This is a genomic window from Pseudomonas sp. GW821-FHT09C09 (assembly GCF_059418105.1).
Window position 1 is genome coordinate 1028224 of the sequence record NZ_JBWKPF010000002.1, and the last position, 19706, is coordinate 1047929.

At 59.3% G+C, this 19706-nt stretch carries 19 protein-coding genes and 1 pseudogene; 7 read left to right on the forward strand and 13 right to left on the reverse strand.

All coding sequences use genetic code 11. From position 1 onward, the window contains the following. Positions 1-8: 8 nt before the first annotated feature. The 3 genes from AC07NR_RS09575 to AC07NR_RS09585 all read right to left on the reverse strand — a co-directional run bounded on the left by AC07NR_RS09575 (position 9) and on the right by AC07NR_RS09585 (position 2721). Positions 9-665, reverse strand: a complete 657-nt coding sequence (locus tag AC07NR_RS09575) for a DUF2931 family protein (RefSeq protein ID WP_495078444.1) — start codon at positions 663-665, stop codon at positions 9-11. Further along, the gene (locus AC07NR_RS09580) at positions 665-2206 is read right to left on the reverse strand and encodes a T6SS phospholipase effector Tle1-like catalytic domain-containing protein (RefSeq protein ID WP_495078445.1); all 1542 of its coding nucleotides are present in this window, start codon (positions 2204-2206) and stop codon (positions 665-667) included. The genes AC07NR_RS09575 and AC07NR_RS09580 overlap by 1 nt, the downstream gene beginning before the upstream one ends. A gap of 245 nt (positions 2207-2451) precedes the next feature. After that, positions 2452-2721 carry a hypothetical protein gene (locus tag AC07NR_RS09585; RefSeq protein ID WP_495078446.1) on the reverse strand — a complete coding sequence of 90 codons (270 nt, stop codon included), beginning with the start codon at positions 2719-2721 and terminating at the stop codon, positions 2452-2454. A 247-nt stretch (positions 2722-2968) separates the two neighbouring features. Between AC07NR_RS09585 and AC07NR_RS09590 the strand changes: the two genes are divergently transcribed. Then, a complete protein-coding gene (locus AC07NR_RS09590) occupies positions 2969-3370 on the forward strand; it encodes a hypothetical protein (RefSeq protein WP_495078447.1) in 402 nt (133 codons plus the stop codon). Positions 3371-3437: 67 nt separating this feature from the next. Here AC07NR_RS09590 and AC07NR_RS09595 read toward each other — a convergent pair. Next, positions 3438-3590: pseudogene (locus AC07NR_RS09595) on the reverse strand (DUF6124 family protein); the annotation flags it as partial. Positions 3591-3675: 85 nt separating this feature from the next. Between AC07NR_RS09595 and AC07NR_RS09600 the strand changes: the two are divergent. Then, on the forward strand, positions 3676-4254 hold the full coding sequence (locus AC07NR_RS09600) for a DUF4337 domain-containing protein (RefSeq protein WP_495078448.1): 579 nt from the start codon (positions 3676-3678) through the stop codon (positions 4252-4254). 65 nt (positions 4255-4319) lie between these two features. Here AC07NR_RS09600 and AC07NR_RS09605 read toward each other — a convergent pair whose 3' ends face one another. The 6 genes from AC07NR_RS09605 to AC07NR_RS09630 all read right to left on the reverse strand — a co-directional run bounded on the left by AC07NR_RS09605 (position 4320) and on the right by AC07NR_RS09630 (position 10432). Continuing rightward, the gene (locus AC07NR_RS09605) at positions 4320-5558 is read right to left on the reverse strand and encodes a DUF2599 domain-containing protein (RefSeq protein ID WP_495078449.1); all 1239 of its coding nucleotides are present in this window, start codon (positions 5556-5558) and stop codon (positions 4320-4322) included. Positions 5559-5608: 50 nt separating this feature from the next. Further along, positions 5609-7297 (reverse strand): DUF2599 domain-containing protein, encoded by a 1689-nt coding sequence (locus AC07NR_RS09610; RefSeq protein WP_495078450.1) that lies wholly within the window; start codon positions 7295-7297, stop codon positions 5609-5611. Between the two features lie 85 nt (positions 7298-7382). Then, positions 7383-7868, reverse strand: coding sequence for a GNAT family N-acetyltransferase (locus AC07NR_RS09615; RefSeq protein ID WP_495078451.1), 486 nt, complete (start codon positions 7866-7868; stop codon positions 7383-7385). A gap of 13 nt (positions 7869-7881) precedes the next feature. Continuing rightward, the gene (locus tag AC07NR_RS09620) at positions 7882-8097 is read right to left on the reverse strand and encodes a DUF4287 domain-containing protein (RefSeq protein WP_495078452.1); all 216 of its coding nucleotides are present in this window, start codon (positions 8095-8097) and stop codon (positions 7882-7884) included. Positions 8098-8182: 85 nt separating this feature from the next. Then, on the reverse strand, positions 8183-9445 hold the full coding sequence (locus AC07NR_RS09625) for an MFS transporter (RefSeq protein WP_495078453.1): 1263 nt from the start codon (positions 9443-9445) through the stop codon (positions 8183-8185). A 99-nt stretch (positions 9446-9544) separates the two neighbouring features. After that, positions 9545-10432: a LysR family transcriptional regulator gene (locus tag AC07NR_RS09630; protein ID WP_495078454.1), complete on the reverse strand. Its 888-nt coding sequence runs from the start codon at positions 10430-10432 to the stop codon at positions 9545-9547. Between the two features lie 133 nt (positions 10433-10565). On the opposite strand from AC07NR_RS09630, the gene AC07NR_RS09635 reads away from it, so the two are divergent. Next, complete coding sequence (locus AC07NR_RS09635; RefSeq protein ID WP_495078455.1) at positions 10566-12212, forward strand: GMC family oxidoreductase; 1647 nt, start codon at positions 10566-10568, stop codon at positions 12210-12212. Positions 12213-12282: 70 nt separating this feature from the next. After that, positions 12283-13905: an MFS transporter gene (locus tag AC07NR_RS09640; protein WP_114883765.1), complete on the forward strand. Its 1623-nt coding sequence runs from the start codon at positions 12283-12285 to the stop codon at positions 13903-13905. Between the two features lie 48 nt (positions 13906-13953). On the opposite strand, the gene AC07NR_RS09645 is transcribed toward AC07NR_RS09640, so the two are convergent. Further along, on the reverse strand, positions 13954-14322 hold the full coding sequence (locus AC07NR_RS09645; RefSeq protein WP_423203722.1) for a DUF427 domain-containing protein: 369 nt from the start codon (positions 14320-14322) through the stop codon (positions 13954-13956). A 152-nt stretch (positions 14323-14474) separates the two neighbouring features. Continuing rightward, positions 14475-15881: a serralysin family metalloprotease gene (locus AC07NR_RS09650; RefSeq protein ID WP_495078456.1), complete on the reverse strand. Its 1407-nt coding sequence runs from the start codon at positions 15879-15881 to the stop codon at positions 14475-14477. Positions 15882-16160: 279 nt separating this feature from the next. Here AC07NR_RS09650 and AC07NR_RS09655 point away from each other — a divergent pair, with 279 nt between their 5' ends. After that, positions 16161-18104, forward strand: coding sequence for a DNA topoisomerase III (locus AC07NR_RS09655; RefSeq protein ID WP_495078457.1), 1944 nt, complete (start codon positions 16161-16163; stop codon positions 18102-18104). A 47-nt stretch (positions 18105-18151) separates the two neighbouring features. After that, positions 18152-18655 (forward strand): GNAT family N-acetyltransferase, encoded by a 504-nt coding sequence (locus AC07NR_RS09660; RefSeq protein WP_495078458.1) that lies wholly within the window; start codon positions 18152-18154, stop codon positions 18653-18655. A 12-nt stretch (positions 18656-18667) separates the two neighbouring features. On the opposite strand, the gene AC07NR_RS09665 is transcribed toward AC07NR_RS09660, so the two are convergent. Further along, positions 18668-19039 carry a hypothetical protein gene (locus AC07NR_RS09665; RefSeq protein ID WP_085654241.1) on the reverse strand — a complete coding sequence of 124 codons (372 nt, stop codon included), beginning with the start codon at positions 19037-19039 and terminating at the stop codon, positions 18668-18670. A gap of 127 nt (positions 19040-19166) precedes the next feature. Between AC07NR_RS09665 and AC07NR_RS09670 the strand changes: the two genes are divergently transcribed. Then, positions 19167-19496, forward strand: a complete 330-nt coding sequence (locus AC07NR_RS09670; protein WP_047293552.1) for a hypothetical protein — start codon at positions 19167-19169, stop codon at positions 19494-19496. Positions 19497-19706 lie beyond the last annotated feature (210 nt).

Here is a 19706-nt window from a genome sequence, read left to right on the forward strand (position 1 = left end):
GCTGACAGCTACCAACTTCCGTACGGAATTCCGAATTTATCGATATAGCGCTTGGACTTTTCACTGACTGGGTAGGCATAACGCCCCTCATTCTTGCCCTGACTAGGCCCCAACGGCTCGATCACGGCTTGGGCTCGGGCCACTTTCACCGGATGGTGGCACGAGTCCCTTACCCAAACCTGCACGACGCCACCAGGAGCCAATCCCAGATAGATCGACGCCATATATCTCGCTTTTTGATCAGGCGTCTGCGGGCAACGCTGATTGGTAGATGACACCATCAGTTGCCTGGCCTCCTCAGGAATGTCCACCCAAGCCTGCCATGTCTTCTGTTCTACGATGGATTGCCAGCGAACGTAAATACGAATGGGTAGGTCGGCACCCACTACTTTTCTTCCACTGCCGCCAACGCCCTTCCAGCCCCTTGCGGACTCTGTGCCGTCTTCAGGTTCACCGCCAGCGGCGGTGCCACCGCCAGTCCTGGAGAAGACTTTGCCGGTGATATCTTGCACAGAGCTATCTTCCACCCAGACCTTCATGTAGTCCGGCTCAATAAAAGCCATCTCCCACCATTCGGACTTAGGATCATTTTTAGCGGAAAGTGGATTAGCAGACTGGCAGCCAGTCATGAAAAGTGCACAGATGAGAGTGACGAGTAACTTCATTACCAGAGCGTCCAGTCAGGTACGTGAGGATGTTGCACACGAATCGCGTCTGCCGTAGGCGCATTGATATACACGGCACGGAGACCACTGCCGTCTTTGCGACCAAGGGGATGGTTCCAGTTTGCGGACATGTGAATGTACTTCAGCTTCAGCTGTTTTTCCTCTTGTGGTGTAGTGCTGTAGTCACCTGCCACAAACCGGTTGCACAGTGATTGAAGCTCGGAAGGAACGGCTAACTCTGGCGTGTCCGGAATGTCGTTGAAACGAACACCCTTTTCTTTAGCCAACTGGTGCATTACACGCAGATATACCCTGGATAGCTTACCGCTCACGGGGCGCTTGAGCTGAACGGCCACGTAAACGCGTTTCTTGCGAGTACTGAGTCTATCTTGCAGATCTACCGGAAGGAGTCGCGCAGCGGGGGTGACAATTTCTAACATTTCCGCCGGCCAACCTTTGTCCAACCATTGTTTTTTCACAGCCAGCGCATCTTGGTAAATCGAGGTGGTGAACACATCGGTAAATTGCGAAACCTCAAGGGATTGCATAGGGCTGATGAGCACACACTCTTCAACCTCATCGCGGTAACCCCCACCAATATCCGAGTGAACGCCTGGCAGCGTGATCTCCAAATGGTCGGCTTTGACGCGACTCAGCGCAAAATTCGCTCGGCACTCATCTCGGGCAGATAATTGAACGACATCTGTAAAAAAACGACGGTCAAGGTACAACTTGATGCCCGTTGCGATTGGACTTTTGACGTCACCCAGATTCGACCATCCAGCAATCGAAGGCACCGTGTCAAAAAGGCCGATGAAGCCAATATTTATGCTGCTTTTGAATTGATCAACGAAGGTCCGGCTGAGGTGCTTTTCAATGTTTCTTAAAACATCCCCTAACGGTCCCTGTTTTCCACGGGCGACTTCGTTGGCGAAATGCCGAGCGGCAGCAGCTCCGCGACTAAAACCGAATACATCAAATTTCAGCGAGGTAATTTCCCCATTGGGATGTAGATCCAACACGTCTTTTACACGCAGTTCAATCTCCGCAAATGAGCTTTGAACTCGTCCTGCAACACCGGTATCACCTCGCCCAGTACCAGCACCGAATGTACTGTCCTGTTTACCAGATCGCGTTCCAATCCCCTCGACATACACCATCCGAAACGCTTGTTTGTACAAGCTATCCCCTTCGGCTTCCTGGGGTGCGAAATACAGCTCACTCAGTTTCTGCACATTACTTGTGTCGTTGGCGTAGCTGCTATCAGGATCACTCATGAAAGGCTTGCAACTGGTATCGATATCTTCGGGCGCAATTGGATGATGGGCACCACAAAGCAAGCCTGCTGCGGTGTTATTCGCATTGTTCCCCGTACCATCGAAGAACACTCCGATCCGCAGGGCTATGCCGATTTTTTCAGGCTCACGCGCAGGCTCTTTCCCGTGTTTCTCATACTCAGCCCAATGCTGGGCATGAATATCAACGGGTTTGGTGCCTGTGTTGCGATAGTTTTTAGGCGGGTTGGGAATGTAGCCACTCAATCCTTGATTCCTCGTTCTGATCCTTGAGAACGGGCAGAAGGGTGACAGTCGATGCAGGGTGGCGCAAGCCGTGGCCCAGTGCCAGCGCTTGGCTTCCTGCTGCGACGAAGGGCTCCTCTCGTCGCCGCAAATTTGGGTTTATGCCTTGAGTTACACGTAATCCAGTACCTGACTCACAACCAACCTCACAACAAGCGCTGGTGCGCACTCACCACACAAGTCACGCACCAGGCCCATTTGAGCAGTTACCACTGGCCGCTTGCGAGACAGCCGACGATTTCCCAACCGCTGTATTCCCACCAGGAATATCGATCATCGGAGCAACTTCTGGCCAGACTGGCCATGTGGATTTCACCCGCTGTTTGTTGGGTACCGAAAGGCGTGCCATTAGAAGCTGTTACTTGATTGACAGTTTGAGGAGCCTTGAGGGTGGTCGGATGTACGGAAGCATTCGCGACGGTGGCGGTGAAAGCGAGCGTTGCGGATACGGCCAGAGCAGTGATGGACTTTTTCATTTTCGAATCCTTTCAGTTATCTGACATGCGGCTTGTGCATTGGCCTGACCTGCCTTAATCAATAATCTGAACAGATCGGGCGCTCGTAAAAAGCCTACCACCGCGCTGCCGGATGCACAGTCGCTCAACTGTGCTATTGACAAGCTGATGGAGTGAGGGGAGAGATCTTTTCGAACGCTCAAGACTCGGGCGACGCGCCGGGTTCTTTTCCTGTCTATTACCCTGCGTGCAATGGTGGCGTCACGCCATGAATGATAAGGTTCAACCTCAAAATCACGGACGACACCTCGTGCACAAACGTTCTCTTGCTGCAGCAGCAATAACCTTCACCATCAGCCTTTCCGCTCATGCCTCCCCTGTGCCGCAGGAGGAGCTGGAAGAGTGCCAACGAATAGAAAACTCGGCCAAACAGGTCATGAAAAGCAGGCAGCAAGGCGCGCCCATGGATTCGGTGTGGGAACTGGCCGAAGCGGCAGGCAAGCAGAGCGAGTATGTGGGTGAGTTGTTCAAGACGCTGATCCGCGAGGCGTACGCGATTCCTCAGTACTCAAGCGAGAGCTTGCAGCAGAAAGCGATCAGCGATTTCCATTCCAATTTCTACAAGGCTTGCATCGTGACGGCGCAAAAGCGAGCAGACGCCAACGGCTGAGCTCGTCGAACAACAAAGGGAGCAGATTCAGGTAATGGTTCTGCTCCCTTTTCCTTGAGGGCGGCTTCTACGCTTTCAGTTCTACCTTATCCAGCGCCTCATTCACGGCCAGCCCCGCGACCATGACCACTTGCGCGATGCCCAGAGCAGTCCTGCGATGTGCAGGCTCAAGGATGGCGGCGAACATGCTGAGCATTTCACCGGCGGAATCGAGGGATTCTCTGACCGCCAGTCCCCTGTGTCTAAAAAACCGGCCACCCTGCATAATCCGCGCAAATTCCTCCATCAATCCAAGTCCGACCGTCATGCCTGAAGAGTTCGAAGTCCCCAGTCCTCACGAGCAACACGTTGAACACACCACCCATCATGCCCATGCAAAAGGCGATCGCTTTGCCAGCAAGATCGCGGTCATGACGGCGATCATGGCGACGGTCGGCGCCCTGATGAGTTATCAGGCCGGCTCGACGGAAAGTGAGGCGGCCATGGACAAAAACAACGCGGCCATCCAGAAGACCGAAGCCGCCAACGAGTGGAACTACTACCAGGCCAAGTCCAGTCGGCAGAACCTGTCGGAACTGGCCAGCCATCTTCCGGGGCTGGACTCCGCTCATTACCTTGCCGAGGCTCGGCGCTATGCGGAGCAGAAAGAGGAAGCCCGCAAAAAGGCGGAAACACTTGAGCTGCAGGCGAAAGAGTGGGACGAGAAGTCGGAACAGGTTCTGCACCAGCATCACCGCTGGGCCCAGGCCATGACCGCTATTCAAATCGCCATTTCACTGGCGGCCATCACCCTGCTGACGCGCAAGGAATGGCTCAGACGCGTCTCGTTCGGAGCGGCGGGTTTGGGGGTCATGCTGGGCTCACTGGCCTGGCTGAATATTTGAGTCTTGAAAATCCTGCCTGCCGATACCTGAGGCATCGGCAGACCGGACTCCACCCTTCAACAACCTCAGAAAGGATTACACCGCTGCGCCACCGCCGTCGCCTGATCCACATACGGCCGCGCAGGCTCAAGGTTCCACTCCGGCTTGTTCCTCACAGGCTTGCCATCAAACGTCGCTGCCAAGTGACAAACCATCTGCCGGCGCAATGACCCGCCATTGACGCTGTACATCCGCCATTGCTCATCGTCCTTATGTTTGTTGTACAACTCGGCAAACATCCGGTCGGTCTGGTCATCCTTGATCGCACGCCCGCAAGCCGTCGGCACGACTTGCAGCGACCAGGTTTTCGGCCCGAGTTTCGGGTCGTCGCGCTGGGCCCAGGTGCTGGACTCGATGTACTTGTCGCAGAACTGTTGCGCCGGTGGCGCTGCGGTCTGGATGCACGAGAACGTGGCCTTCGCGGTAGGCGTTCTCGGGAAGTCGATCTTGACGACGTTGCGGTCCTTGCCGGTCTTGGCTTTGTAGTCGCGCTGGTTGGCCAGGGCGTCGTTCAAACCCCGTGAGTCGCTGTAGAAAAAGGCCAGGATCGGCAACTCATCAGTCTTTGGATTGCCCAGGCGCAGTTCGGTCTGGGTCTGGAATTCACGGGTGTTGATGACGCGCCGGGCGCCCATGAAGTTCTGGAAGGCGTTGACCCGATCCTGGCTGCTCATCGGGTTGCGCATGTTGAAACCGCATTGCAACTGGTCTTGCTGACGGTTGTTGTTGAACTTGGTGAAGTGCGCGACCCAGGCATTGACGTTGGTGATCGGCGGGGCCATTGACTGGCAGACCGCTTCGGTCTGGCTGGTGTTCTTGTTGTTGCCGCAGCCACGGTCGTCGCGGAAGTCGGTCCAGGCATCGTTGGGAAACGCGCAGTAGACGTGAACCGGGGTTTCCGGGTCGCGCACCATGTCGACCGGGGTGATGATGTAGCCGTTCTGGGTGCTCATGCCGGGGTCTTCATAGCTGATGCCATCGGCCCGCATGTAGGACGCGGCGAACGTGCCCAGTTCTACCGCTTTGGGGCTGGGGTTCCAGACGTCCCACTTCTGCCCTTTTGCCGGATCGGCGCGGTGGGTGCCACGAATCAACAGACCCGAACAGTCAGATGCCGGGTCTTTGCCGCAACTGGCGGTGGTGTTGTTGTACAAGGTTTCAACGCGTTTGAGCGTGTCTGCGCACGATTCGGCATTGGCCGAAGTCACTTGCAAGAAAAACGGCAACGCGAGTAGCGGGACGATCCTGTTCCAGCGTTCTTTCATGACGTGTTTCTCCCTGATTGTTCTGCTCGACTTCCCTGTTTGAAACCGAGTTAACGCGCCACCGGATTGCACCCCGCCGCCCGGGTCTCGGCGTCCGAAAGCGCAGGCCGGAACGGTTCAAGATTCCATGGCGTCTTGGCACGGTAATTCACCAGTACGCAGTTCAATTGCTGGCGCATGCTGCCGGCGGATTTCTCGTTGCTGCGCCAGTTATCGTCTGCGCCTCTGAGGGCGAACAGCTGCTGGTACAAGGCATCGATCTGCTCGTTGGGCAAGGCGCGCCCGGCGGCTGTCGGTACGACGCTCAGGGTCCACTCGTCCTGACGGGTGCCCGGGTCGTAGCGTTTGACCCAGTCGGCAGAGGCGATGTATTGCGGCGCCTTGGCCGGCAGCGGGTTGCAACCGGCCTTGGCGGCTTCCTGTGGGCTGACGACGGGGCGGAACGGCTCCAGGTTCCACTCGGTCTTGCCCGGATAGTTCTGCACCAGACAACTGAGTTGCTGACGCATGCTGCCGGGAGATTTTTCGTTGTCGCGCCACTGGCTGTCGGCACCGCGCAGGGCGAACAGTTCCTTGTACAACGCTTCCTGATCGCTGGCCTGAATCGCCTTGCCCTCGGCGGTGGGCGTGACATTGAGCGTCCATTCGTTCTTGCCGGTGCCGGGGTCGTGTCGCTCCACCCAATTGGCCGACGCAATGTAGCGAGACGTCACCGGTGCAGGCTGGCCATTGCCCGCAGTTGTCAGATCAATCGCCTGATCCGCCGCGACATAGCTGAAGCGCTGCTCCGGCGGCTTGGTGAAGTCCAGCCGCAGGATCGGCACGCTGTACCCCTGGGCCTGGAGTTTCTTCTGGAAGTTACGCGCACTGTTCAGGCCGTTTTCCGGTTTGGGTGGCGCCTGATCCCCGCGAGTGGCGAAGTTCTGCGTGCTGTTGACGTTGTAGATGAAGGCATCGATGTACTTCATGTTTTCGCTGCCGTCGTTGGTGGCCGAGGCGTTCTTCAACATGAATTCGTTGACCTGCGCACTGAAGGCGAAGGGGTCTTTGTTGGTGGTGTTCACCCGCGATTCGTGGACGCGGATCATCGCGTTCCAGTCGCTGGGTTTCTCCGCGTTCCAGGAGCACTGGCTGTACTGGATCGGCCCTTTCATCAGCCCGGTGTATTTGCTGGTCCACTGTTCGGCGGTGCTCACGCCCGCCTCTGCGCAGGTGCCGTAAGCCAGTGCGGCGTTCCTGTTGTTCATCGGTGGCTGGGCGGCGCGCGGCGGTTCGCGGCTGTCGAAGAAGCCGCAGCCATACCACTTGCGTTCCGGCCCGGTGCCGCCATCGAAAGCATAGATGCATGTGAAGCCTTGCTCCTTGACCGGCAGCTTCAACGCCGCCGCATCGGTAGGTGTGCGAAGGATCAACCCGGCCGGGTGAATGAGGATCCGCGTGCTCAGATCCTTGCGAATCCACGAGTAGGACGTCGCACCGATCTTGATCGCGTAAGGGCTGTAGTCCCACGGGTTGAACGGACCGTCGTTGACCATGCGCAGGGTCACACCGCTGCAGTAGTAATGCCCGCGAGCGGCGCCGGTGTCGGGCTCCTGGCAGGAGTCTTTGAGGGTGTTGTAGTTGCGATTGATGCGGTTCAGGGTTTCCAGCGGATCAAGCGGCGGCTGGGCAGCCACGGCGCTGAATGCCAAGGGCAGGAACAGGCTCGGGAAAAAAGCCGAACGAACGGCTGCGCGCATAACCGACACTCCTTGTCGTGCGAGATGACACTTCCATGAAAAGCAGCGTAGTTAGCACAACCCTGACGGTCAAACCGATAGTGGATCAGGCCGGACTTCTGTTGCGCCTCATATGAATCAACGCCGTCCGCCCACCACCCGGCGCAGCGCGCTCCTCGATATCAAACGGTACAAACCCCAGCGTCGGATACAGCAGCAACCCGGCCGTGTTTTCATTGAAACAGGACAACTGCACTTCCTTCGCCTCCCAGCGTTCGAAGGCCAGCTCAGTCATGGTCTCGACAATAAATCGCGCCACACCTTTGCCCCGGGCACTCGGCGCCACGATCACATTGCCAATGCAGCAAATGCCCTGGCGCTCGGCGCGATAGAAATTGGCGAAGCCGACAATCTTGCCATCGGCCTCGACCACCGTGGAGTCGAAACGCTGACTGATCGCGGCGCTCATCTGCGCCTCCGTCAACGGAAATTCCGCCTTCGGGAACATGAAATACAACTCCTGAACGCCTTGCGGAAAACCGCAGATGGTTTTGACGTCATCGGCCTTCACTGGCCTGTGTTTCAAGTTCATGGCTGCCCTGCCCTCACTTTTTAACGCTGGCCAGATGATGGGCGACCAGTGCGTTCGCATGCCCGTGGCCCATGCCGTGTTCGGTCTTGAGCCAGGTGACCAGTTCCATGTGTTTTTTGTCGGTGATGCTGGCCAGCAGCTTCAACCAATGGTCAATCGGTTGGCCGTACTTCTTTTCAATCGAAGGAAAGTAGGATGCCGGGCCTTTTACTTGGGTGTCGTCGGTCATGCTGCAAGCTCCCTGTTTGCGACGAAGTTTTATGAACTCACAGATTGAAGGTCAGGTTGGCCGTGCAGTCCAGTTCAAGAATGCGTCAGGGCGCAACGATCGGCGGCACAGGTCCTGGCAACCCGTCAGGTTCAGCACCGGACCGCGACACCGTCTCCGGCACCGCCACCCAAAGCAGCACCAGCGCCGCCATCGCCACCGCCGCCAACGTCAGAAACGCAGCACTGTACCCCGCCTCCTGAACCACAATCCCCGCCAGGCTGTTGCTCAATGCCGCCCCCAGACCGAACACCGTCGAAATCGCCCCGAGGCTGACGTTGAAGTGCCCGGTCCCCTGCGTCAGGTCTTTCACCACCACCGGAAACAGCGCACCGAAAATCCCCGCACCAATGCCATCGAGCAGTTGCACCGAAACCAGCCACCACGGATCGTTGGACAGCACATACAACACGCCACGCAGCGGCAGGATCAGGAAACCCGCCAGCAGCAACGGCTTGCGCCCCCACACATCCGCCTTGGCCCCGACCAGCAACGCGACCGGCACCATCACCATTTGCGCCGCGACGATGCAAGCGGACGTCAGTGGCGTGGCCATCTGCAGATTGGCTTGCGCCAGTTTCTGACTTACCAGTGGAAGCATCGCCGCGTTCGCCAGATGAAACAGCGCACAGCAAATCGCGAACATCAGCAGCGGCCGGTTGGTGAGTAACACGGAAAGCCCCGAAGGCTGCTTGCCCTGCCCCGCTTCGCTTGGTGAAAGACCTCGGGCGAGATCGTGATCAATGGCGTCGGCCGATACGAACGAGACAGCAATCACACTGGCCAGCGCCATGACCGCCATCAAATAAAACACCGCGACCGGGCCGAACAGATACGCGGACAAACCGGCTAGCAGTGCGGCACAGGCGTTGCCGGCGTGGTTGAAGGTTTCGTTGCGCCCGGTTCTGCGCGTGAAGGCGCGAGGCCCAGTAATGCCGAGGGTGATTGCGCAAATGGCCGGGGCGAAGATCGAAGCGGCAGCGGCACTGATGGCTTGCGTCAGGGCCACGAGGCTGAATGAGGTCACGAACGGCAGCAGCAGACAACTTCCGGTGACCACCAGCGCGGCAATCGCGATCAGCGCCCGTTTGAAACGTGTACTGTCGACCAGCGCGCCTGCCGGGGTTTGCGTGATGAGCGCAGCGATCCCGGCCATCGTCATGACCAGCCCGATACTCGCCGGCTCCCAGTGGTGAACCGCCAACAGATAAATCGCCAGATAAGGACCGAGCCCGTCACGCACGTCGGCGAGGAAGAAATTCAGGCTGTCGAGGGACAGGTTATTGCGGTGATCGAGGTGAGTGGCCACGGCAAGCGTCTTCGTTGTGGAGGTTCTGCGAGATGACTCAACCTCTGCAAAGCGAATGACCTTTTGCGGGGGATTTTAGTTGCATGGAACAGCCGCCCTTTACTGGCCCATCAACAGTTCACGCTCGCCTTCACACAACTCCACCACATAATCCCAAACCACCCGCAACCGTACCGACTTGTGCAACTCCCGCCGCGTACTGATCCAGTAACTGCGCTCGATGCTCTCATCCGGCAACAGCGCCACCAGGTCCGGATCCGACGCCGCCATATAACAAGGCAGCACCGCAATCCCCAACCCCGAACGTGCCGCCTGCTGCTGGGCGATCACGCTGGTACTGTGAAACACCACGCGCGGATTGCGGCAGAAGCTATTGAGAAACATCAGCTCCTGACTGAACAGCAGATCATCCACATAGCCGATCCACGCATGCCGGCCAAGATCCTCGCGGCTTCGCAGCGGCGGTGCATTGTCGAGATAAGCACGGCTGGCATAGAGGGCGAGCCGGTAATCGGTGAGTTTGCGGGTGACCAGCATGTCCGCCGCCGGCCGTTCCAGGTGAATGCTGATTTCCGCCTCGCGGTTGAGGATGCTGACGAAGCGCGGCACCGCCACCAGTTCCACTTCCAGCCCCGGATAACGCTCGAACAGCCCGATCATGCGGCTGGCGAGAAACATGATGCCCAGCCCTTCCGTCACGCCGACGCGGATCTTGCCCAGCGGCGCGGTGGACTGGGTGATTTCTTCCTGGGCCAGCAGCGCGACGTTTTCCATGGCCTCGGCATGCTTGAGCAGCGCCTCCCCCGCCGGGGTCATTTCATAGCCTTGGGCGTGCTGGACGAACAGCGCGGTGCCGAGGCTTTTTTCGATGGCTTCGATATGCCGGGCGACCGTGGCGTGGGTGGTGTTCAGGCGGCGGGCGGCCGTGAGCAAGCGACCGCTGCGTTGCAGCTCAAGAAAGAACCGCAGGTCGTTCCAGTCGAACATGGTTTGTCCTTGTCGGCTATCGTCAGAAAGCGCTGTTTGAAAACGCACAGCGGCTGCGCAAAAACTAACATTCTTTTGACGAAAGCTAACAACTAGGATGACTGACAACAAAAACAATAAGCGAGGTCAGGGAATGCAGACTTCCCTCGATGAATTCGATTACATCGTGGTCGGTGCCGGGCCGGCCGGGTGTTTGCTGGCCAATCGGCTGTCGGCGGATCCGCAGCGGCGCGTGCTGCTGCTGGAGGCCGGCGGGCGCGACAACTATCCGTGGATTCACATCCCCGTGGGTTACCTGTTCTGCATCGGCAACCCGCGCACCGACTGGTGCTTCAAGACCGAAGAACAACCGGGCCTCAATGGCCGCGCGCTGAGTTACCCGCGTGGCAAGGTGCTGGGCGGCTGTTCGTCGATCAACGGCATGATCTACATGCGCGGCCAGGCCAACGACTACGACGGCTGGGCCGCCGAGGGCAATCCGGGCTGGGCCTGGAACGACGTGCTGCCGCTGTTCAAACAGAGCGAAAACCACTTTGCCGGCGCGGCGGATTTCCATGGCGACCAGGGTGAATGGCGGGTCGAACGCCAGCGCCTGTCGTGGCCGATTCTCGATGCATTCCGCAGCGCTGCCGAGCAGAGCGGCATCGCCAGCATCGATGACTTCAACCAGGGCGACAACGAGGGTTGCGGTTACTTCCAGGTGAACCAGAAGGCCGGGGTACGCTGGAATGCGGCGAAGGCGTTTCTGAAGCCGATTCGCGACCGGGCCAATCTCACGGTGTTGACCGACGTCGAGGTGGATCGAGTGCTGTTCGAGGACGGTCGCGCCTCGAAGGTCAGCGCTCGTTGGCAGGGTCAACAAAAGAGCTTCAAGGCGCGCAAGGAGATCGTGTTGTGCGCCGGCTCCGTGGGCTCGCCGAGCATTCTGCAGCGCTCCGGGATCGGCCCGCGTCCGCTGCTGGAAAAGCTCGGTATCGGCGTGGTGCATGAGCTGCCCGGCGTCGGCGGCAATCTGCAGGATCACCTGCAACTGCGGCTGATCTACAAACTGGAAAACGCTCGCACCCTCAACCAGATCGCCGGCAGCGTGTGGGGCAAGATGGGCATGGGCCTGCGCTATCTGTATGACCGCAGCGGGCCGTTGTCGATGGCGCCGAGTCAGCTGGGCGCGTTTGCCCACTCGGGGCCGGAGCAGACCTCGGCCAATCTCGAATACCACGTGCAGCCGCTGTCGCTGGAGCGTTTTGGCGAACCGCTGCACAGCTTCCCGGCGTTTACCGCGTCGGTGTGCGATTTGCGCCCGCAGAGCCGTGGCCGCATCGAGATTCGCTCTGCCGATCCGCAAGAGGCCCCGTTGATTCAGCCCAATTACCTCAGCCATCCCGAAGACCTGCGCGTGGCCGCCGACGCGATCCGCCTGACCCGGCGCATCGTCAGCGCACCGGCCCTGCAAGCCTTCAACCCGGTGGAATACCTGCCCGGCGCCAGCCTGCAAACCGAAGAACAATTGCACGAAGCAGCGGCGAAGATCGGCACGACGATTTTCCACCCGGTCGGCACTTGTCGCATGGGCAACGACGCGGACGCGGTGGTCGATGCGCAGTTGCGGGTGCATGGCGTACCCGGTCTGCGGATTGCCGATGCGTCGATCATGCCGCGCATTACCTCCGGCAACACGTGTTCGCCTACGCTGATGATTGCTGAAAAAGCGGCACAGCTGATGCTCAACCCCGAGACCAGGAACATCACACCGAAAACGGAAATGGCCCACACCCTGTAGACATCGCGCATCACCCGGACACGCAACACCAGTGGAAACAACAAAAACAATCACTGTGAGGGATACCGATATGTCAGAACACGCTCAGCCGCTGGATGCCGTGCGCAGCACGGACGCCAGCCCCGATACCCGAAAGGTCATCTTCGCCTCGTCCCTGGGGACGGTGTTCGAGTGGTATGACTTCTTTCTCTATGGCGCCCTGGCGGCGGTGATCAGCAAGCAGTTCTTCGCCGGGGTCAATGACACCACGGCGTTCATCTTCGCGCTGATGGCATTTGCCGCAGGCTTCATCGTGCGGCCGTTCGGGGCGCTGGTGTTCGGTCGGTTGGGGGACATGATCGGACGTAAATACACTTTTCTGGCGACCATCATCCTGATGGGCGTGGCGACGTTCGCCGTTGGCCTGCTGCCGACCTACGCCAGCATCGGCATCGCCGCGCCGATCATTCTGGTGGTGCTGCGCATGCTTCAGGGCCTGGCCCTCGGCGGCGAGTACGGCGGCGCCGCGACTTACGTGGCGGAACACGCGCCGATCGGCAAACGGGGTTTCCATACGAGCTGGATTCAATCCACCGCCACCCTTGGCCTGCTGCTGTCGCTGCTGGTGGTGCTCGGTTGCCGTTACTTCACCGGCGATCAGTTCGAAGTCTGGGGCTGGCGCATTCCGTTCCTGCTGTCGATCGTGCTGCTGGGCATTTCCACCTGGATTCGGCTGAGCCTGCATGAGTCGCCGGCCTATCTGAAGATGAAAGAGGAAGGCAAGGCCAGCAAGGCGCCGATCCGCGAATCCTTCGGCAAATGGGAAAACCTCAAAGTCGTGCTGATCGCCCTGTTCAGCATCAACGCCGGGCAAGCAGTGACCTTCTACGCTGCGCAGTTCTACGTGCTGTTCTTCCTCACCCAGTTCCTGAAAATGGACCCGGCGGTGGCCAACAGTCTGCTGATCATCAGCGTGGTGATCGGCGCGCCGTTCTTCATCATTTTCGGCTGGCTGTCGGACAAGGTCGGGCGCAAACCGGTGCTGATGCTCGGCTTGCTGCTCGCTACCGCGCTGTATTTCCCGATCTTCAAATCCCTGGCCCACTACGCCAACCCGGCCATCGACCACGCCAGCCAACAGGCGCCGATCACCGTGGTGGCCGACCCGGCCACCTGCACCTTCCAGTTCGATCCGGTGGGCAAGGCCAAATTCGACAGCCCGTGCGACAAGGTCAAGACTTTCCTGGTCAAGCAGGGCCTGCCCTACTCCAGCGTCGCAGCGCCTGCCGGCAGCGCGGTGCAGGTGAGCGTCGGCGATGTGAAACTCGACGGTTTCGACGAAGCTGCCCTGCGCGGTGCAATCACCCTCGCCGGCTACCCGCAACAGGCTGACATGCAGCAGATCAACAAGCCGATGATCGTGGCCCTGATCGTCGCGCTGATCATCATCTCCGCCATGTGCTACGGCCCGCTCGCGGCGCTGATGGTCGAACTGTTCCCGACCCGCATCCGCTACACCTCGATGTCCCTGCCGTACCACATCGGCAACGGCTGGTTCGGCGGTTTCCTGCCGACCGTGTCGTTTGCGCTGGTGGTGTACACCGGGGATATTTTCTATGGGCTGTGGTACCCGGTGCTGATTACCGGGGTAAGCCTGGTGGTGGGGATGATCTGTCTGCGTGAGACCAAGAATATCGATCTCGACAAGAACTGATCCTGAAGCCTGTGGCGGGGGTTTCACGCCCTCGCCACAACCGGCCTGTCAGAACTCCGGACCCAGCAATTCAAACTTCACCTGATCAGGATAGAACGCAACGTAATCCTTGATCTGGCTGACAGAAATCTTCGGATGTTCGTACGTCCATACCGCATTCGCCCCCTCATGCCCGGGCACTTGCAGACTGAAATAATTGGCGTCGCCCTTGTACGGGCAATAACTCGTGTGGTCGGTGCGGGCGAAGTATTTTTCGTCGATGTCTTCGCGGGGGATGTAGTAGACCGGCGGGTAATTGGCTTCGAGCAGCACCAGTGCGCGGGCCGAGGCGGCGACCTGGATGCCGTGGAACTTCACCAACACGCAACCTGGCTGCTCGGCGATGGTGATGACGGGGCTGGGACCGGAGGTTTTCATCGGTTTCTCCTGACGGCGGCGAAGAGAGCGTTTCAGGTATAACCCATGCGGCCGGATCACGTCGGGTTCGCAGCCGAACGGTTTTCCACCCATAAAAAAACCGCAGCCGGCGAAGGCTGCGGTTTTCCGGTTTCAGGTTTTTCGTTATCAGATCAGGCGACGATATCGGTCGCCACGGCCTGCCCCACCATTCCCACTGCGAAATCAACAGCACCCTGACCGGTCAGGTCGATCATCAGGCTGGTCTGGTTGGTCTCTGCGAAGTAAGTGAGGATCGCGTCACCCGCGTGGCCGGTGAAGCCGCTGACGAAGTTCAGCGTGGCCGCGCCGGTGGCAAAACCGGCGATGCCCGACAGGTCGATCTTGTCCAGGCCGCTGGTGAAATCCATGATCCAGTCCGGCGCGGTCATGGTCGAGTCGCTGGCTGCGCCGAACACGAAGGTGTCCGCGCCTTCACCGCCCCACAGCGTGTCACCGCCGCCACCGCCGTAGATGATGTCGTTGCCGGCACCGCCGATCAGTTCGTTGGCCGCGCTGTTGCCGATCAACAGGTCATTGCCCGAACCGCCAATCGCGTTTTCCACGGTCACGCCATACGCAATGGACACGTTGCCCACCAGACCGCCGACGTCAGAGAACGAACCTTCGTTGAGGTTGATCTTCTGGTTCTGGCTGAAACCAGAGAAGTCCAGGGTGTCGTTGCCGCCGCCGTCCCATACCGAGAACACCACTTTGGAGGTGTTCGAAGTAGCGCTGTAGTAGTCGCGGTCGGCGTTGGAGTTGAAGCCGTACACGGTGTCATCGGCGCGGGTTTCGAGGTTGGCACCGTAGAGTTTCTGCACCGCGACGATATCGTCCAGCAATGGTGCGGAGGCGTAGGCGCCGCTGCCGTCCTTGCTGAAGTTCTGGTCGGTGTTGGCTTCACTCCAGTAGCTCATCAGGCTGTAGCCACGGGTGTCTTCGGCGTACTTGGCGTCGTTGTAGGTCGGGTTGCCGTTGCCGGCGTTGTAGGCGCCCGGGTGCGACAGGCCGAGGGTGTGGCCGATTTCGTGGGTCAGGGTCTGACGCCCGTAGTTGTTGGTGTCCGGGGTCTTGTTGACCTGGTATTGATCGTTGATCAGGTACCACGACTGGCCGTCATAGCTGCTGCCCTGCGGCAGGTAGGCGAACGCCGCGCCGCCGGTGCTGACGTCGTAGTTGCCGAAGGTCATGTGACCGTCGCCGCCCTTGCCTTCGGTGAAAGTGACTTTGGCCACGTCCGACCACGATTGCATCGACAGCACAGCCTGGGCTTTCTGCTGGGCGCTGAATTCGCTGAAGTTGCCGAGTTTCGGGTTGTAGTTCGACGGTTTGTCGGTCAGGAAGGTGTAAGTCAGATCAATCTTGCCGTCGGCATTCTTGTCCTGCCACGACATGCCCTTGCGCAGGATTTCGTCGGCGGCCTGGTCGGCGGTGAACGACGGTTTGCCGTTGACGGTTCCGGTGCCACGGTCATACAGGTGGCTGAAGGTGTCGACCGCAGTGAAGGCGCTGCTGGCCTGGGAGGAAGGTTGAGACATGGTGTACGTCCTTGTTGCTGAAGAGTCAGTGTCAGACAGTAAAACGGCGATCTTCTGGCGAGATCGTCCTGTCACTCGCCCTGTTGAGGCGATTCGAACCTGACACAGTGCCGGTCGTGAGCGCCATTCAATTTCTCGATAGCGTCCCCGATTGCCCTGACGCGGACTGTCATGACCGGCAATCCTTTTATCTGTATATCCATACAGATAAAAGTTGCCCCGACGCCCGACTCAGGCCATTCTGTGCGCCTCTTCGGGCAATGATCGACGACGGTGGTTATGCGGCTGTACCTCTGTGAAAAACCTTCCCAGGCCAAGGATATTGCGGCCGTTCTGGGCGCCAGGCGCCGGGGCGATGGCTGCTGGCTGGGAACGGACGTCACGGTGACCTGGTGCATCGGCCACCTGCTGGAGACCGCCCCGCCGGACGCCTACGACGCCCGCTACAAGCGCTGGGTGCTGGCGGATCTGCCGATCATCCCCGACAAATGGAAAATGACCGTCAAGCCGCGTACCGCCAGCCAGTACAAAGCGGTCAAGCGCCTGCTCGGCGAAGCCAGCGAACTGATCATCGCCACCGACGCCGACCGTGAAGGCGAGATGATCGCCCGGGAACTGGTGGAACATTGCCGCTATCGCGGGCCGATCCGCCGCTTGTGGCTGTCGGCGCTGGACGAAGCATCGATCCGCAAGGCGTTGGCGGCGCTGAAGCCCGGCGCTGAAACCTTCAGCCTGTATCACTCGGCATTGGGGCGTTCCCGGGCGGACTGGCTGATCGGGATGAACATGAGTCGCCTGTTCACCCTGCTCGGCCGGCAATCGGGCTATCAGGGCGTGCTGCCGGTGGGCCGGGTGCAGACGCCGACCCTGCGGCTGGTGGTGGATCGCGACCGCAGCATTGCCGATTTCATACCCGTCGCGTACTGGGCCATCGATGTGCAACTGCTGCATGACGGCACGGCGTTTACGGCGCAATGGCGTGCGCCGAACGATGCCTGTGACGATCAGGATCGCTGCCTCAATCAGGCTCTCGCCCAGCAAGCGGCCGCCGCAATCAGCAGCGCCGCCAGCGCCCGGGTGGTCAAGCTGCGCACCGAGCGCATGCGCGAAGTGGCGCCCCTGCCCTTCGATCTCGGCACCTTGCAGGAAGTCTGTTCGAAGAAGCTCGGCCTCGGCGCCCAGGAAACCCTCGACATCGCCCAGGCCCTCTACGAAACCTACAAAGTCATCACCTACCCGCGCAGCGATTGCGGCTACCTGCCCCTGAGCCAGCACAGCGAGGCGCCGGGGATTCTCGCGGCGTTGCGTCAGGCCGATCCGGGCCTCGAAGCGTTGCGCGATCATCTGGAGCCGCAGCGCCGCTCCCGCGCCTGGAACGATGCCAAGGTCAGCGCCCACCACGGCATCATCCCCACCGTCGCCGCGAAGAATCTCGAACGCCTGACCGGCAAACACCGTGCGGTCTATACCTTGATCCGTGCACGGTATCTGGCGCAGTTTCTGCCCAACCACGAATACGATCGCACCCAGGCCGATTTCGATTGCGCCGGTGAAGCCTTGCGTGCCGTCGGCAAGCAGATCATCGAACCGGGCTGGAAACGCGCGCTGCCGGAAGCACTGGCCCCGGCCAAGGGCCGTGAAGCCCCCGCACCACAAACCCTGCCGACGCTAAGCCAGGGCGCCGAATGTGCTATCGCTGACGTAAAGCTCAAGGACCTGTGGACGCAACCGCCCAAGCCCTACACCGAAGGCGATCTGATCAAGGCGATGAAGAACGTCGCCAAACTGGTGGAAGACCCGCTGCTCAAGCAGAAACTCAAGGACACCACCGGGATAGGCACCGAAGCCACCCGCGCCTCGATCATCCAGGGCCTGCTGGATCGCGGTTATCTGGTGAAGAACGGCAAGGCATTGTCCGCCACACCCGCCGCGTTCAGCCTGATCGACGCGGTGCCCCGGGCGATTGCCGACCCCGGCACAACGGCAATCTGGGAGCAGGCGCTGGACATGGTGCAGAGCGGCGAAATGAGTCTGGAAGAGTTCGTCACCAAGCAGGCTGCGTGGATGAGCAAGCAAGTGACCCGTTGTGCCGGGCTGAGCCTGACCATCAGTGGCCCGCCGCCTGCCGGTAAGGCCGCTGCACCGTGGAAGAACAAGCACAAGACCACCCGGCGCAAAACCACCGGAACCAGCAAACGTGCGGCAAAACCGGCTGCCAAATAGCCCGGTGCGGGCTACTGTTTCTGCAGTGATTGTCAGGAGGCAGCGGCATGTCTGTTATCGAACTGCGCGTCGCCCGGCGCGACGAACTGGACACCATCGAAAACCTGATGCAGTTCTACACCTACGATTTCAGCGAATGGCTGCCGCTGAAGCTGGGTGGGCATGGTTTCTTCCCGATCCAGTTGAAGGACGATTACTGGCGCCAACCGGCAACCCGGCCGTTCCTGATCCACGTCGACGGCGAACTGGCGGGGTTCGTGACCGTGGATGACCATCTCCTCATCGAAGGCGCCGACTACAACATCGGCTATTTCTTCGTCGGCCGACGCTGGCGTGGCCAAGGCGTCGCGCAGTTTGTCGCCTCTGCCCTCTTGAGCCATTTGCCCGGTCAATGGCAGATTTTCCATGTCGACGCCAACCTGCCTGCGCAGCGGTTCTGGGCCAGGGTCATCCCTGAGGTGAGCGGCGGCGACTTCACTCGCCAGCAGAAAACCGTGGACGGTTACCCCTGCACCTTCTACAGCCTGCGCAGCCCTTCCCACGCTGCCTGAACGGCCCTTTTCTCATTCCAGAATGACTTTGTCCGACAATATGTAGTGAGCAAAAATAATCACTACAAAACCGTTGACGGCGTCGTTTGGCTTTTGCATGATGCAGACGTCTCCCCGATCGGGAGCACTGGCAACACGCTTGAGCAAGCTCGTCTGACCGCCGAGCTGTTTTTTCCGGATACACGCTGCCCACAAGGCAGATTGAAGAAGCTGACCTGGCCTGAACGTCCAGTACAAGGACGAGAAGCGCTGGCGAAAATTCTCAAGACGCTTGTGGTCGACCCTGAAAACGTCGTCAAGGAGCCTCCCGGTTTTCGCTGCTTCTCCTCGTTGTGACGCTATTGCGTAGCAGTTATTCAACACGACTACATGCAACAGACGCATGACCCCGTACTTCACACGGGCGACCGCTGACGTCCTGGTTTCGGTGCCAGGGATCAACTAACCGATGGGCTACCTGTATTAGCGAATCAACTTTGAAAGATCACCAGACTGGTCAAGGGGCAATATCATGAATCTGAACAATCAACCTACTATCGAAGAACTGGCTCGTATGTTCGCTGCGCAAAAAGACAGCCACGACAGCCATATTCTGTGGATCAGCAAGTCGGGTCAGGTCCATATCGACTGCCTGTCGCCCCATGCTGGTGAAGAAGAGTTCGACCGGAACAACCAGAACCTGCTGGCCCGCCTGAAGATGTACCGTCGCGGCCACGGCTATGTCGGCAAGAAAGCCGCGGCCGACAAGGACTTCATCGGTAATGTTCTGCAAACGCTGAAACAGGCGTGGGACTCGATGCAGAACAAGAACGAAGTCCGGGTGATTGATCGGTTCTGCTAAGTTGCAACTTCAATAAACAAAAGGGCCTGCTTCCGATAAGGAGCAGGCCCTTTTTTGTGTCCGACTCAATATTTCAGGTCGATGAATCTCGAACATTCACCTCGGTCAGTCCCCTCTCCCCTGGGAGAGGGTCAGGGTGGGTAAAGACCGGGTACATCCTTTACGTTTGAGACCGGGGACATGGTTTACAGGTATCAATATTGGTCAGGA